This window comes from Treponema primitia ZAS-2, from assembly GCF_000214375.1.
Lineage (GTDB): Bacteria > Spirochaetota > Spirochaetia > Treponematales > Breznakiellaceae > Termitinema > Termitinema primitia.
The window spans coordinates 3,941,078-3,955,919 of the sequence record NC_015578.1; the positions used below are offsets into that span (position 1 = coordinate 3,941,078).

General features: G+C 53.8%; 13 protein-coding genes. 9 read left to right on the forward strand and 4 right to left on the reverse strand.

The window, feature by feature from the left end; translation table 11 throughout:
- Positions 1 to 38: 38 nt before the first annotated feature.
- A complete protein-coding gene (locus TREPR_RS17130) occupies positions 39 to 1,034 on the reverse strand; it encodes a LacI family DNA-binding transcriptional regulator (protein WP_015709610.1) in 996 nt (331 codons plus the stop codon).
- An 8-nt stretch (positions 1,035 to 1,042) separates the two neighbouring features.
- Entirely contained in the window at positions 1,043 to 1,909 is an 867-nt protein-coding gene (locus TREPR_RS17135; RefSeq protein ID WP_015709611.1) for a TIM barrel protein, read from the reverse strand.
- A gap of 342 nt (positions 1,910 to 2,251) precedes the next feature.
- Between TREPR_RS17135 and iolG the strand changes: the two genes are divergently transcribed.
- The 3 genes from iolG to iolD are packed head-to-tail and all read left to right on the forward strand — an operon-like array spanning position 2,252 to position 6,015.
- Positions 2,252 to 3,277 carry an inositol 2-dehydrogenase gene (iolG, locus tag TREPR_RS17140; protein WP_041611283.1) on the forward strand — a complete coding sequence of 342 codons (1,026 nt, stop codon included), beginning with the start codon at positions 2,252 to 2,254 and terminating at the stop codon, positions 3,275 to 3,277.
- Positions 3,278 to 3,301: 24 nt separating this feature from the next.
- Positions 3,302 to 4,111, forward strand: a complete 810-nt coding sequence (locus TREPR_RS17145) for a 5-deoxy-glucuronate isomerase (RefSeq protein WP_015709613.1) — start codon at positions 3,302 to 3,304, stop codon at positions 4,109 to 4,111.
- 26 nt (positions 4,112 to 4,137) lie between these two features.
- Complete coding sequence (gene iolD / locus TREPR_RS17150) at positions 4,138 to 6,015, forward strand: 3D-(3,5/4)-trihydroxycyclohexane-1,2-dione acylhydrolase (decyclizing) (protein WP_015709614.1); 1,878 nt, start codon at positions 4,138 to 4,140, stop codon at positions 6,013 to 6,015.
- Here the strand turns inward: iolD and TREPR_RS18530 are convergent.
- A complete protein-coding gene (locus tag TREPR_RS18530; RefSeq protein ID WP_148257370.1) occupies positions 6,012 to 6,491 on the reverse strand; it encodes a hypothetical protein in 480 nt (159 codons plus the stop codon). The two genes, iolD and TREPR_RS18530, sit on opposite strands and share 4 nt — an antisense overlap.
- A gap of 133 nt (positions 6,492 to 6,624) precedes the next feature.
- Here TREPR_RS18530 and iolE point away from each other — a divergent pair, with 133 nt between their 5' ends.
- The 6 genes from iolE (at position 6,625) to TREPR_RS17185 (ending at position 13,227) form a co-directional block, all read left to right on the forward strand.
- On the forward strand, positions 6,625 to 7,500 hold the full coding sequence (gene iolE / locus TREPR_RS17160; RefSeq protein ID WP_041611822.1) for a myo-inosose-2 dehydratase: 876 nt from the start codon (positions 6,625 to 6,627) through the stop codon (positions 7,498 to 7,500).
- A 2-nt stretch (positions 7,501 to 7,502) separates the two neighbouring features.
- Positions 7,503 to 8,759 (forward strand): phosphoglycerate kinase, encoded by a 1,257-nt coding sequence (locus tag TREPR_RS17165; protein ID WP_015709616.1) that lies wholly within the window; start codon positions 7,503 to 7,505, stop codon positions 8,757 to 8,759.
- 63 nt (positions 8,760 to 8,822) lie between these two features.
- Complete coding sequence (locus tag TREPR_RS17170) at positions 8,823 to 9,851, forward strand: type II glyceraldehyde-3-phosphate dehydrogenase (protein WP_015709617.1); 1,029 nt, start codon at positions 8,823 to 8,825, stop codon at positions 9,849 to 9,851.
- A gap of 54 nt (positions 9,852 to 9,905) precedes the next feature.
- Positions 9,906 to 11,360 carry an NAD(P)-dependent malic enzyme gene (locus TREPR_RS17175; RefSeq protein WP_015709618.1) on the forward strand — a complete coding sequence of 485 codons (1,455 nt, stop codon included), beginning with the start codon at positions 9,906 to 9,908 and terminating at the stop codon, positions 11,358 to 11,360.
- A 118-nt stretch (positions 11,361 to 11,478) separates the two neighbouring features.
- Positions 11,479 to 11,892, forward strand: coding sequence for an HIT family protein (locus TREPR_RS17180; protein ID WP_015709619.1), 414 nt, complete (start codon positions 11,479 to 11,481; stop codon positions 11,890 to 11,892).
- Between the two features lie 12 nt (positions 11,893 to 11,904).
- Positions 11,905 to 13,227 (forward strand): nickel-dependent lactate racemase family protein, encoded by a 1,323-nt coding sequence (locus TREPR_RS17185; protein ID WP_015709620.1) that lies wholly within the window; start codon positions 11,905 to 11,907, stop codon positions 13,225 to 13,227.
- A 72-nt stretch (positions 13,228 to 13,299) separates the two neighbouring features.
- Here the strand turns inward: TREPR_RS17185 and TREPR_RS17190 are convergent, their stop codons facing one another.
- Complete coding sequence (locus tag TREPR_RS17190; RefSeq protein ID WP_015709621.1) at positions 13,300 to 14,736, reverse strand: monomeric [FeFe] hydrogenase; 1,437 nt, start codon at positions 14,734 to 14,736, stop codon at positions 13,300 to 13,302.
- Between the last annotated feature and the right edge of the window lie 106 nt (positions 14,737 to 14,842).

The following is a 14,842-nucleotide window of genomic DNA, read 5'->3' on the forward strand; positions in this document are numbered from 1 at the left end:
AATTTTCACTGTAAATTGACTTATAACTGATAACGTTTTCAATTTATCCGCGCCGTTGACTCACGGATTATCAATTTATAGGGAAGAACCAGTTCCTGTTTCAATCCATTATTTCCGAGTATTGCCCGGTGCAAGGCTAAGGCGGTTTGTTCTCCCAATTCCCCCAAGGGCTGACGTACGGTAGTTAAGCGGGGGATCATATATGCCGCAATTTCAATATCATCAAATCCCACTACCGAAACATCCTCGGGAACCCGGAGGCCCTCATCCTTCAAAACCCGCATGACCCCTATGGCTAAATCATCGGTTCCGGCAAAAATAGCGGAAAAATCCCTGTTCCGGAGCAGCAGCTCCCGCATTCCATACATACCAAATTCTGCAGTATAGTACTGGGCAGTAACCACCCGGCTCTCGTCCAGCTCTATTCCCGCCGCTTCCAGGGCTTTATAATACCCGTCCACCCGCTGTTTGCCAAAAGTAAAACCACTGCCGCTTATCATATTGATTTTATGATGACCAAGGCCAATAAGATGATTCACTGCGTCCATTGCCGCCTGTTCCTCATCAACATGTATGGAAGGAATACCGGAAAAGCTAAAGGTTGCGGTAACCAGGGGAAGCTGTAGGTGTCTGAGGGTTTCATAAAAAGTACTATCCCTAATCTCCTGAAGCAGGATGATCCCGTCTAGCTTTTCTGACTTTAACCGGTTCAGGCATTCTTTTTCACTGGCGCCGTCAAATTTTATATAAAAAAACAGGGTATGATATCCAAAGGATTCCAGATGCCGCTCTATAATTGAAAAAAGCTGCCGCTGAAACATATTAAAGGTATCGGGAATCACAATTCCCACGGTAAAACTGCGCTGCAGAACCATGCTTCTGGCAGCCTTATTCGGCACATACCCGGTTTCTTCTATTAACTTCAGGATTTGTTCCCGCTTTTCGGTATTTACATACTTTTTTCCGTTTACCACCCGTGAAACTGTTGAGGGAGACATTCCAACTTTTTTTGCTATATCTTTAATACCTATCATCTGCTTATTTATTTAACCCCTAGGTATTCAAAACTGGCTTTCAAGGCTGCGGATAATTGATCCGGAGACAATTTCTGTACCGCCGGGCCAAAGGGTTCGTAAGAGAAGGTTCCCAAATATCCCAAAGCATCCAGTCTTTGTATCAGTTCTTTATTGTGCATTTTATCCCCGGGGCCCACAAGAACACGGTTACTGTCCAGGTATTTTTCTACGGGAATATCGTCTTCAACCCCGGAAATATGTACTAACCCTGTATAGAGCAGCTCATAGGAAGCGCCCAGCCCGTCCATGCCGAATATATGCTCATCATCCGGACCTATATAATGGTGAAAGGTATCCAAGAGCACCCGATAACAACCATAGCCCGATGCTTTGATAGCGCGGACAATAGCCGGCAGGGACGCCAGGGAAGAGATTCCAAACCCCAGGGCTTCAACATAAGCGGCTATACCGTATTTGACAAAAAGGGGGCCATACTCTTGCAGAGCCTCTACAGTATCCAAGTACTTTTGCTTCGGAGATCGGGTATCCCCCTTATCATTATTGGGGCAAAGCACCAGGGCCGGACATTCAATGGCCGCCGCCAGATCCAAAAGTTGTTCCAGTTCCCCAAGACAGGCGGACCGCTTAGCGGGAAGGTTGAATTTCTGCAGGGCATTAATCGTAATGAACCTAACCCCTTCTCCCCGGCTTATCCTCAGGGCTTCAGTAGGGCTTAACCCATCAATAATATCCCCTATGTTTGATTTCCCCGGCAGATCATTACGAAGCTCTATCTGAGAAAGTCCCAACCCGGCGCTAAATTTTACAAACCCTTCCAGTCCTTGGGAGGGAGAAATAATTCGGTTTAAGGCAATACGTTTCCTGGTCAACATTAACTCAGCACTCCTTTAAGTTATTTCCGACAGCCTGAAACAAAGTATCGGCATAATAACGTTTTCACATAAGTATCACATTACTATTCAAGCCTGTCAATAAAAATTACGGAATTGCCGCAAAAATCACAGAATCATACATACAACGGATTATTAGCTTAATTTATTATATAACAACGAGTTAAGTAACCATAAGCCCCTTTATCGGTAATTATTTAAGAAATGTAGATCGATATTATGAGAAAAGACTTTACAAATTTTAATTATGAATATATAATTATAATAACGTTTTCATATAATAGCCATACGGATTATATGGCTATCCAAACAAGGAGCAATACCATGGCTGATAGATTAAAGATTGGAATTGTCGGAGCCGGACGGATCGGCAAGATACACATTGAGAACATTGCCCGTTTTATACCCCAGGCCAAGCTGGAAGGGTTAGCGGATATCATGCTCACCCCGGAACAGGAAGCCTGGGCCAAAGGGCTCGGCGCCCGGATCGTCTCTAAGAATCCCCAGGATCTGTTTAAGGACCCGGAAATAAACGCGGTGATCATCTGTAGTTCTACCGATACTCATGCGGACCTTACGGTTGCCGCAGCCCAGGCGGGAAAGCATATTTTCTGCGAAAAACCTATAGATTTGACCGTAAGCAAGGTTCGGGCCGCCCTGGACGCGGCAAAAAAGGCGGGGGTTAAGCTCCAGATCGGGTTTAACCGCCGGTTCGACCATAACTTTGCCCGTGTCCGGAAATACACCCTGGATGGCGCAATCGGCGATGTCCAACTGGTTAAGATCACTTCCCGGGACCCCGCACCGCCCCCCATTGCCTATGTTAAGGTCTCCGGGGGAATATTCATGGATATGATGATCCACGATTTCGACATGGCCCGATTCCAAGCGGGCAGTGAGATCACCGAAGTGTACGCCGCAGGGGCGGTCCTGGTTGATCCGGAAATCGGCAAGGCCGGAGACATAGACACCGCCATCGTTACCCTGAAATTTGCCAACGGCGCCATCGGGGTTATCGACAATTCCCGGAAGGCCGCCTATGGCTATGACCAGCGGGTGGAAGTTTTTGGATCTAAGGGGGCTGCCCAGGCTGAAAATGACCTGCCGAATACGGTAAAGCTGTCCAACGAAACCAGCGTCTCCGCAGAGAAACCTCTCTACTTTTTCCTAGAACGGTACAAGCAGGCCTTTGTGGACGAGATGATTTCCTTTACTGACTCCATCCTGAACAACAAGCCTATTGCCGTAACCGGCGAAGACGGGCTGGCGAATATGTACGCTGCCCTGGCGGCGCTTAAATCGGTTAAGGAAAAACGGCCTGTTTCAATAGAAGAAATTAAGGCCCAATAATAGTATTTATAAGGAAGGCACAGAATGCAAATACCGCACAAACCGCCGTTTAACCGGGGCTACACCCCCCTTTCACCCCGGGGCGGGGCTACCGCGAACATGCTCATGGATTTTGGGGTCATCAAGCTCCTGCCCGGGGACAGCTACCAGAGCAACTCGGACACCGATGAGCGGGTCTGGCTCCTGTCGGAAGGAAGCGCAAAGATCAGCTGGGAAGGCGGAGAAAAAGAAATTTCCCGGCCCAACCTCTTTGATTATTCTCCCTGGTGCCTTTCAGTTCCTGCAAAAAACCAGGTGACCATCAAGGCCGGCAGCGAGGGGGCTGAATTTTACTACACCGCAACGGACAACCCCAAGCCCATCAAGCCAAAGCTCTTCACCCCCGAGGAATGTAAAAGCGAATTCCGGGGTGAAGGCACCATGCGGGAAACCTCTACCCGGGTGGTCAGAACCGTCTTTGATGACACCAACCGGCCTGAATCAAACCTGGTTATCGGAGAAGTTATCGGAGTTCCCGGAAAGTGGTCTAGCTACCCGCCCCATCACCACCCCCAGCCGGAGATTTACCATTACCGGTTCCTCCCGGCCCATGGGTTCGGCCTGACCGCTATCGGGGACACTCCCTATATCATCAAAGACAAGGACACTATCCTCATACGGGAAGGGGAGATACATCCCCAGGTTACCGCCCCGGGCTATGCCATGTGGTACCTTTGGGTAATACGCCACATAGAGGGCGCCCACTACGGCCCTGCCACCAATACGCCTATATTTATAGAAGAACACAAGTGGGTAATGGGACCGCAAGACAAGATCTGGCAGCCCAAAAAATAATATTTGCTAACCTGAAGGAGAACAATATGAAAACAGTTCGGCTTACCATGGCTCAGGCCTTGTTGCGCTTTCTGGACAATCAGTACATTGAAGTGGACGGCGAAGAAATCAAATACGTCCACGGGGTATTCGGCATATTCGGCCACGGCGTGGTAGTCGGCCTGGGGGAAGCCCTGGCTGCTAAAGATCACGGCCTCCGATTTTACCAGGGCAAAAACGAACAGGGCGCGGGACACGCCGCCATGGGCTTTGCCAAGCAGAACAACCGCCGCCGGATCATGGCGGTATGCAGTTCCATCGGGCCCGGCGCCCTGAACATGGTGACCGCCGCGGGAACCGCCACAGTAAACCGCATACCGGTACTGTTCCTGCCCGGCGATGCCTTTGCCTGCCGCCAGCCCGATCCGGTGCTCCAGCAGGTAGAAAGCCCCTACGATTACACCAATACTGCCAGCGACGCATTCCGCGCGGTAAGCCGCTACTGGGACCGGGTCCAGCGGCCTGAACAGCTTATGACCGCCATGATCAACGCCTTCCGGGTACTCACGGACCCTGCGGACACCGGGGCGGTGACCGTCGCCCTTCCGCAAGACGTCCAGGGGGAAGCCTACGACTATCCCGAAGAATTCCTCGCCAAGCGGGTCCACCACATTGAACGGCGCATCCCCACCAAAGGCCAAATCGACCGGGCCTCGGCCCTGCTCAAGGCTGCAAAAAAGCCCATGGTTATCTGCGGCGGCGGGGTGCGTTTTTCCGGCGCAGGAAAGGAGCTGGAAAATTTCTGCAAAACCTACCACATTCCCTTTGGGGAAACCCAGGCCGGAAAGGGAACCATACTCTGGGACAACCCCTACAACCTTTCGGGGATCGGCAATACCGGCGCCCTTTCAGCGAACAGAATCGCCAAGGAAGCGGACCTGATCATCGCCGTGGGGACCCGGCTGGGGGACTTTACCACCTGCTCCAAATGGCTGTTCCAGCATCCCGATGCCCGCATCATGGGCATCAATGTTGCGTCCTTCGACGCCTATAAGATGAACGGCGAACCCATCATCGCCGATGCCAAGCTCACTTTGGAAGCCCTGACTAAGGCGGCCCCGGGCTACAAATCGACCTGGGGCGACAGGATACAGCAGGTCCGTGATGAGTGGAAGGCAGAAGTTGACCGGCTCTACAGCGAAGACGCCGAACCCGCCCCGGATGGCTCTCCCCTGCTTTCACAGGCCCGGGTGCTCGGGGAACTGAACGATCGGCTCCTCCCTAAAGACACCATCGTCGTATCCGGCTCCGGGTCCATACCCAGCGATATGCAGCGGGTCTGGCGCGCCCGGACTGAAGATACCTACCACATGGAATATGGCTTCTCCTGTATGGGCTACGAAGTGGCCGCCGCCCTGGGGGCGAAGATCGCCTTCCCGGATAAAGAGATTGTTGCCCTTGTTGGTGACGGCGCCTACACCATGCTCCACACAGAACTATTGACTGCGGTCCAAGAAGGTAGGAAAATTATAGTAGTGGTTTTGGATAACGCCGGGTTCCACTGCATCGATAACCTCCAGCACAGCCAGGGGATAGTCCACTTCGGCAACGAATGGAAGACCCGTGACGATAAAAGTGGCCGCCTGGAGGGGGCATCGGTACAGGTGGATTACGCCAAAAACGGCGAAAGTTGGGGCGCCCTGGGCCTGCGTGCCAGAACCCCGGCGGAACTGGAGAAGGCGGTAAAGGAAGCCTTAGCTTCCAAAAAATCCGTGGTGATCGACGTGAAGACCAGTGCGAAGACCATGACCCACGGGTATGAATCCTGGTGGCGGGTAGGTACCGCCCAGGTTTCTACCAACCCTGAAGTTGAAAAGGCGGCCAAGGAAATGGCTGCAGAAGTAACTAAGGCAAGGAAATATTAGGAGGACAATATGGCAAAGGAAAAGATTGTAAAAGCAAAGTCAACAAAAGCGAAGGCTCCGGCGAAAACCGCCAAGGCCGCACCAAAAGCAAAAAAAGCGGCGCCCAAGGCGAAAGCAGCACCGAAAAAAGCAGCAAAACCCAAGGTGGCCGTAAAAGCGAAATCCGCAGTGAAGGCGAAGGCCGGGGTTAAAAAAGCGGCGCTAAAAGCGAAGGCTGTTCCGAAAAAAACAGTAAAGGTAGCAAAACCCAAAACCGTGAAAGCTAAGACGGCTGTGAAAAAAACATCCGCCAAATCCGCAGTAAAAGCTAAAGCTGTGGTGAAAGCAGCAAAACCCAAGACAACCGCAAAAGCAAAACCTACAGCGAAGGCTAAAGCCGCGGTGAAAAAAACGGTGAAAGCGGCAAAACCCAAAACAACCGCAAAAGCAAAACCCGCAGTGAAGGCTAAGGCTGTGGTGAAAAAAACGGCCGCCAAATCCGCAGTAAAAGCTAAGACCGGGGTTAAAAAAGCCCTTGCCGTCAAACCGGCCAAGGCCGTAAAGGCCACCCCGAAACTTGCAGCAGCCAAGGCGAAGGCACCGGTAACAGCAAGGGCCGTTAAGCCGAAGATCAAACTGGCCATCGCCCCCATAGGCTGGACCAACGACGACCTTCCCGAATTGGGCGGGGATATCCCCTTTGAGCAATGCATCAGTGAAATGGCCCTGGCGGGATTCGCCGGCAGTGAAGTGGGTAACAAATACCCCAAGGACCCCAAGGTACTCAAACAAGCTCTGAAGCCCAAGAAGCTTACCATTTGTAACGCATGGTTCAGTTCCTACCTTACCACTGCGCCCTACGAAGAAGTGGAAGCAGCGTTCATCAAACACCGGGACTTCCTCCATGCAGTGGGCGCCAAGATCATAGGCGCCGCCGAGCAGGGCCATTCCATCCAGGGCCAGGAAGCACCGATTTTCGATGCAAAACCGGTGTACACCGACGAAGAATGGAAACGCCTGACCGAAGGGCTGAACAAGCTGGGGAAACTGGCCGCGGAAAAAGGAATGAAGCTGACCTACCATCACCACATGGGAACCGGGGTCCAGACCGCCGCCGAGATTGATCGGCTTATGGAAAACACCGACCCGAATCTGGTGGGGCTCCTCTACGATACAGGCCACCTGGTATTCTCCGGGGAGGATCACCTGAGGGTCTTGAAAAAGTGGATCAAGCGCATACGCCATGTGCATCTAAAAGACATGCGCCCGGCGATTCGGGAAAAGGCGGTCCAGGAAAAATGGTCCTTCCTCTATTCGGTTAAGTCCGGGGTCTTCACAGTGCCCGGAGACGGCTGCATAGACTTTGAGCCCATCTTCAAGATTCTGAAGGATGCAAAGTACGAAGGCTGGTGGGTTGTGGAAGCCGAACAGGACCCTGCCAAGGCTAATCCCTTGGAATACGCCATCAAAGCCCGGAAATATATCAAGAAAGCGGGCGGAATTTAAGGATGCGCTTCGGAATAAACACCCTGGATGATATTGATGTAAAGGATAAGACCGTCCTCTGCCGGGTGGATATCAATCAGCCTGTAGACCGGGCAACCGGAACCCTGAAGGATACCACCCGTATAGAGGCCTGTATCCCCACCCTCAAAGAACTAAACAGCAAGGGCGCCAAGCTGGTGCTCCTGGCCCACCAGGGCAGCGATATTGAGTACAAAAACTTCTACACCACCGAACCCCATGCCAAAGCCCTGTCCAAATTCCTGGGGAAGGAAGTGAAATTCATCGACGATGTTTGCGGCCCCGCGGCCCGGGAAGCCATCAAGGCCCTCAAGTCCGGGGACATACTCCTTCTGGACAATGTACGTTTCGTATCCGAGGAACAAACCCTCTTTGAAACCAAGCTGCTCCTTTCCCACGAGGAACAGGCAAAAACACTATTAGTGCGAAAGCTGGCACCCCTGGGGGATGTCTATGTCTGCGACGCCTTTGCTGCGGCCCACCGGGATCAGCCCAGCCTCTGCGGCTTTGAACAGCTTCTGCCCAGTGCCATGGGCCGCCTCTTTGAAGAGGAATTCTGCGTTGTCTCGGGGCTCATGGAAAAGCCGGAACGGCCCTGCGTGTTTGTCCTGGGGGGCGCCAAGATCAGTGACGCCTTCCTGATGATGAACGCGGTCCTGGGCGGCGGTTCGGCGGACAAGGTGCTAAGCGGCGGCCTGGTAGGGGAAGTACTCCTCTGGGCCGACGGCAAAGACATCGGCGAACCTGCCCGGGCTTTCATCAAAAAAGAGGGCTACGAAAACCTGGTAGAAACCGCCAAGGAACTGCTGGCAAAGTACCGGGATAAAATTGTAATGCCCACTGACTTCGCCTCAGTGGAAGCCGGAAAGCGGGTGGAATACCCCCCGGGGAAAATCCCGACGGCGGCGCTTATCCTGGACATAGGCGCAGAAACCGCCAAAAAATACCAGGAAGCCATCCGGTCCGCCAAAACCGTTTTCGTCAACGGCCCCATGGGGGTTTTTGAAGAAGCGGCTACCGAAGCTGGAACCCGCCTGGTGTGGGACGCCCTGGGGGATACGGCGGCTTATACGGTCATAGGTGGTGGCGACAGTATTACTGCCACAAAAAAATACGGCAAGACTGCGGATATTAACTATATCTGCACCGGAGGAGGGGCGCTAATCCGTTTCCTTACCGGAGATGAATTGCCCGTGGTTAAGGCTCTGCGGCACGGATCGGGGATCAAACAGAAGAAGTAACGGGATCATCCCCTGAAAAAGGCGGTGATTGTATAGTACCAACTAATTTTTAAGGAGACAGAAATGGTAAAAGTCGGAGTAGCGGGATACGGAGTAATCGGGCAGCGCCTGGCGGACGGCGTGGCACTGCAAAAGGATATGGAACTGGTAGGCATCGCGGACTTGGCCCCTACCCTTTCTATTAAAGCACTTCGTGAAAAGGGTATGCCCTACGATCTGTACCTGGTCGAAGGCGCGGATAAATCCAAATTTGACGCCGCAGGGATCCCCTACAAGGGAAGCTTCCAGGATCTGATCGGCAAGGTTGATATCATGCTGGACTCTTCCCCCGGCGGCGTGGGCGCCAAGAACAAAGAACTCTATGCAAAAGCCGGGGTCAAAGCCATTTTCCAGGGAGGCGAGAAAAACTCTGTGGCAGATGTGTTCTTCCACGGCTACGCTAACTACGAAAAGGGCTTGGGGGTCAATTATCTCAAACTCACCAGCTGTAATACTACCGGGCTCATCCGCTCAGTGGACTGCCTGGACCGGAAGTACGGCATTGACCGGGTGGCCATCACCATCATACGCCGGGTAGCTGATCCCGGGGACTATCATCGCGGCTTAACCAACGCCCTGCAAATGGACAAGGCCCCTTCCCACCAGGCCCTGGACCTGATGACCATCATGCCCCACATTGAAGCAACTGGTATACTAGTACACACCCCGGTTACCCACGGGCACATCATTACTGTGGTTGCCCACGCCAAAAAAGGAAAGATAACCAAGGACATGGCTCTGGAGGCTTTTAAGACCCACAACCGCATCCGGGTAGTGACCATCGACGAAGGGTTCCTGGGGAACGCCTCCTTCTTCCGCTACGCCCGTGACCTGGGAAACCCCCGGGGTGATATGTACGAAATCGGACTCTGGGAAGACAGCATTGTTGAAAGCGGTGACAACATCATGTACGCCATCAACATTCCCCAGGAATCGGTAACCATTCCGGAAACCATGGACGGTATCAGGGCATCCCTGAAAATGCAGCCTGACTCGGCTACTGGTACCGCTGAAACCAACAAGTATCTCGGCTTAGGCAAGTGGAAAAAGTAAAAAAACTGCGCGTTCGGAGAACGCATAAGCGTTCTCCACAGTATAGGAGCTGAAATGAACATCGACCCGTCTTTAAAAGACCTTGACTCCCTGTTCCCGGCGGAATTCACCGAGGACCAGAAAGCTCAGGCAAAAACACTGTTTCTGAAAAACCTTTCCCTGGAAGCGCATCGTTTCTACGGCGGGAAGATGCAGACCGTACCCAAGTGTGGGCTCTACGGCCTTAACTGGTTCAATGTCTGGTACACCCCCGGTGTATCAAAGGTTTCTACCAGTGTCCGGGATGACAACGACCTTTCCTTTTCCCTCTCCAACCGGGGAAACCTGGTAGCGGTGGTATCCGACTCCACCCGGGTTCTGGGAGACGGAGACTGTACCCCCCCGGGAGGGCTGGGTGTCATGGAAGGCAAAGCCATGATTATGAAGTACCTGGGCGGTGTGGACGCGGTACCACTCTGCATTGATTCCAAAGGGGATGACGGCAAGCATGACCCGGACAAGATCATCAGCTTTGTGAAGATGGTCCAACATTCCTTCGGGGCCATAAACCTAGAAGACATCAGCCAGCCCAACTGTTTCAAGGTTCTGGACGAACTGCGGGAAGCCTGCGATATTCCGGTATGGCACGACGATGCCCAGGGAACAGCCTGTATTACTCTGGCAGGGTTACTCAACGCACTAAAACTGGCGGGAAAAAAACTTTCCGACGCAAAGATAGTGCTCCTGGGCGCCGGGGCTGCCAATACCACTATTGCCCGGCTCATCCTGGCCGACGGCGGGGACCCCGCAAAGATGACCGTCTTTGACTCCAAGGGCTCCCTGCACTTGGGCCGGGAAGACATCAAAAAAGACAAACGGAACTACCGGAAATGGGAAATCTGCGAAAAGACCAACCCCGGTAGGGCAGCCAATGAAGCGGAAGCCCTCAAGGGCGCAGACGTGCTCATTGCCCTGTCCACCCCCGGACCGGACACGGTCAAGCGAGAGTGGATCAGCTCCATGGCGAAAAAAGCCATAGTGTTTGTGTGCGCCAACCCGGTGCCGGAGATTTGGCCCTACGCGGCCAAGGAAGCCGGGGCCTTCATCGTTGCTACCGGTCGTGGTGACTTTCCCAACCAAGTGAACAACTCAGTCTGCTTCCCGGGCATCCTCAAGGGCGCACTTCTGGTGCGGGCAAAGAAGATCACCGACGGCATGGCCATACGCTGCGCCCACTCCATTGCGGACTTCTCTGAAAAGCGGGGCATTACCCCGGACAGCATCATTGCCACCATGGAGGACACGGATGTCTTCGCCCAGGAAGCGGCGGATGTTGCCCAGCAGGCTATCAAGGAAGGGGTTGCCCGTTTGCAGCTGTCCTGGGAAGAGGTCTACAACCAGGCAAAGGCGGACATCGCTGCCGCCCGGGCCCTGGTGGATGACATGAAGAAGCTGGGGCACATCAAAGAGCCGCCAAAAGAAATGCTGGAAGCCGCCCTGGCGAAAGCCCTGGAAGCGGTAAAGAAATAGATCGAAATCCTGGGGGATCATCCCCACCCAGGCGTACCGCCCCAGGGAACTTCCGGCGAAGATCCCTGAGCGTACGCCTGCTTCGTTTTTGTTCAGTAATACTGAAAGGAGTAAAACTATGAGTGATCCAAATTGCCGGTACTGTACCCGTACCACTGATATCGTAGAAATAGTGGCGGATCTGGAAGTGTCCACCCTGTATATCACCAAGGACCAGGCCTACAGGGGCCGCTGCATCCTTGCCCTAAAGGAACATAAAACCGAGGTCTTCCAACTGAGCACCGCGGAAGTTGAGGCATTCGGGCGGGATATGGCAAAGGCCTCAAAGGCCATCTACGATGCCTTCTCCCCGGACAAGATCAACTATGCCGCCTACGGTGACGGCTATCCCCATGTGCACTTTCACCTGGTCCCCAAATACAAGGGGGGCAAATCCTGGGGAAGCCCCTTTGATCTCAGTGCCGATCCTGCCGGAGCGGTGTCCCCGGAGGAGCTTAAGGGGCTTATTGAACAGATAAAGAGCAAACTTTAAACAAAGGAACCCATGAAGATCAAAATCCCCTACCTTAAAAAAACTTTCCCTTTGGAATTTCCCGATGAAAATCTCCTGGCCCTGGCAGAACCGAATGAATTCAAAAGCTCAGGCGCCCCGGAACAGATTCTGGAAAACGCCCTGAAAGCCCCCTACGGGCCGGATAGTTTTACTAAGAGTGGCCCCAATCCTGGGGGGCAAAAGGGACAAGGTCTTGAGGATTTTATCCGGGGGGGAAAGCGGGTGCTCGTCATTATCAACGACGCCACCCGGCCCACCCCCACGGAGGCGATTCTCAGGGGATTACTGCCGGTTTTTGAAAAGGCCGGCCTCAAGGCAGAAAACCTCACCCTCCTGGTAGCCACCGGCGCTCACCGGGGCCCCACCGACGGGGAGTACCGGCAGATACTGGGGGCATTTCACGACCAGCTCCGCAGCCGCTGTTTCCATCACGATTCCCGGAAGGACGAAGACATGGTCGACCTAGGAAGCACCCGGAACGGCACCCCCATACTGCTCAACAAGCGGCTCTTTGAAGCGGACCGGATCATTGCCACAGGAAGCGTGGAACCCCATTATTTTGCCGGCTTTACCGGGGGCCGCAAGGCTTTCCTCCCGGGGATCGCCGCCTACAAAACCATCCAGGCCAACCACAAGCAGGCCCTCTCCGATGCGGCCTGTTCCCTGGCCCTGGAAGGAAACCCGGTCCACGAGGACATGATGGACGCCCTGCCCCTGATAAAGGCGCCGATTTTCTCTTTTATGACAGTCCTGGATAAGGAACAACAGGTAGCCGCCGCAACCACCGGGGACCTGATGGCCTCCTTTTACGCTGCCGTTGAAATCGCCCGGAAAATCTTCTGCGTGGTCGTTCCCGCAAAGGCAGACATCGTAGTTTCGGTGGCGAAATTTCCCATGGATATAGACCTCTACCAGTCCCAGAAAGCCATAGACAACGGCGCGGCAGCCCTGAAAGACGGGGGAACCCTGATCCTGGTTTCCTCCTGCCGGGACGGCATCGGGGACGAAGCCTACGCCAATCTCCTGGCCTCCGCCTCAAACCCCGCAGACGCCCTGGAAAAGATCCGCGCCGGCTATAAGCTGGGCTACCACAAGGCTGCAAAAATGGCTGCCGTATCCGCCCGTGCCACAGTCAAGGCCGTCACTGAGCTTCCCCCGGAGCGACTGAAAAGCATGTTTATCGAAAGCGCCCCCTCCCCCCAGGCAGCCCTGGATGAGGCCCTGGCAAAGGCAAGAGCCGGGGGGGTAAAGTCGCCGAAAATCCTGGTACTTCCCGATGGGTGCGTGACCGTGCCCGATCCTGGCCTGCTGTAATGGATAACGGGTCTATCCCTTTTTCCTTTTATTCAGTTTCCCGATTTCAATACACGCCCTCTGGCTAGAGAGCTATCCCTCGCTCTCCTCGGCAATCTTCTTAAGCTGGTTAGTCGCTGTTTTTGGGTTGGCGTACACCATGGGACCCGCAACGCAGCCCCCGGGGCAGGCCATCACTTCCAGGATATTGCCGGTGTTGCGCCCCTCGGACCATGCCTTCATAAGGGCAATCCCCTCTTTATTAAGGCCATTGACGTACTCGGGGTGGAAATTGGCATCCCCCGGCAAGTTCCGCCGGACCGCCTCGGCTACCCCGCCGGATAAGGGGAAGCCCCGGCCGCCGGCTTTTGCGGGCCGGAGAACCGGGGCCTCCTCAGCCTGGGCAACGTCGATCCCCAGGGCAAGGAAGAGGGCGCCCAATTCTTCTGCGGTAAGAACATAATCCACCAGGGGATCATCCAGCCCCTCCTTCCGCTTCGCCAGACAGGGGCCGATAAAGACCCGGAGATGATCCGGGTGCTCCCGGGCAGCGATCTCCGCAGTATAGTGTATGGGGGTCCTGGTTTCAGAGACCCGACTTTTCAAATCCGGAATATGCTTCTGCACGGTCTCGATATAGGCAGGGCAGCAGGAAGTGGTCATGAAGGGTTCTCCTTTCTCCATGCGTTCGGTAAATTCCAGGGCTTCGTTTTTGGCGGTGATGTCTGCACCCAAGGCAACTTCATATACCTCGTCAAACCCCGCCTGCTTCAGAGCTCCCAGAAGTTTTCCGATGGACGCCCGGAACTGTCCCGCCACCGCCGGGGCAAAGAGGGCGGAGATTTTCTTTCCCCTCTTTTTTGCCATGAGCACATCCAGGATCTGGGACTTGTCCATCATTGCTCCAAAGGGGCATTCCCGCATACAATTGCCGCAGAAGATGCATTTATTGTAATCGATCCGTTCCTTACCGGCTTCGTTCTTGGAAATGGCCCCTACTGGGCAGGCTTCCTCGCAGGGGACGGGGATTTTTATGATCGCGTGGTAGGGACAAACCTGCTGACAAATACCGCAGTTGATACATTTGGTTTTATCGATCCCTGCGTGGCCTTCGTTCATAGAAACCGCTTTTTTAGGGCAGTTGAGGAGGCAAGGCCGGGCAAGGCAGCCCTGGCAGGCATTGGTGATCAGAAACTGGGCCTTGACACAGGCGTTGCAGGCTTCATCCAGTACCGTGAGGACCGGCCCTGAAATGGCGGTCCGTTCCAGGGCCTTTTTTGCGTGAAGGGCAAGGGCAGTACCGTCATCCTCATAGTCTTCCACGGAAAAACCCAGCCGCGCCAAGATACGGATCTTGAGGATCACCCGGTCATGAAACACGCAGCAGCGTATGGGCTGGTAGTTTGGATCCGATGTCATTTGATAGGGGATCCGGTCTATACCATCCTCAAGCTTATCCTCAAAAAAGAGCTTTATCAGGGATACCAGCAGGTTGCGCTTTATCAATAAGGCATTGTTATTATAATGCACCTTTTTCTCCTAGATCATTAACAATAAAAAAGGAATGGTTAGCAAGTTTATTCGTGGGGAGGGGGTTAATTCCTTTTTAACCCCCGAGTCCAATTCCTTAAGAGAA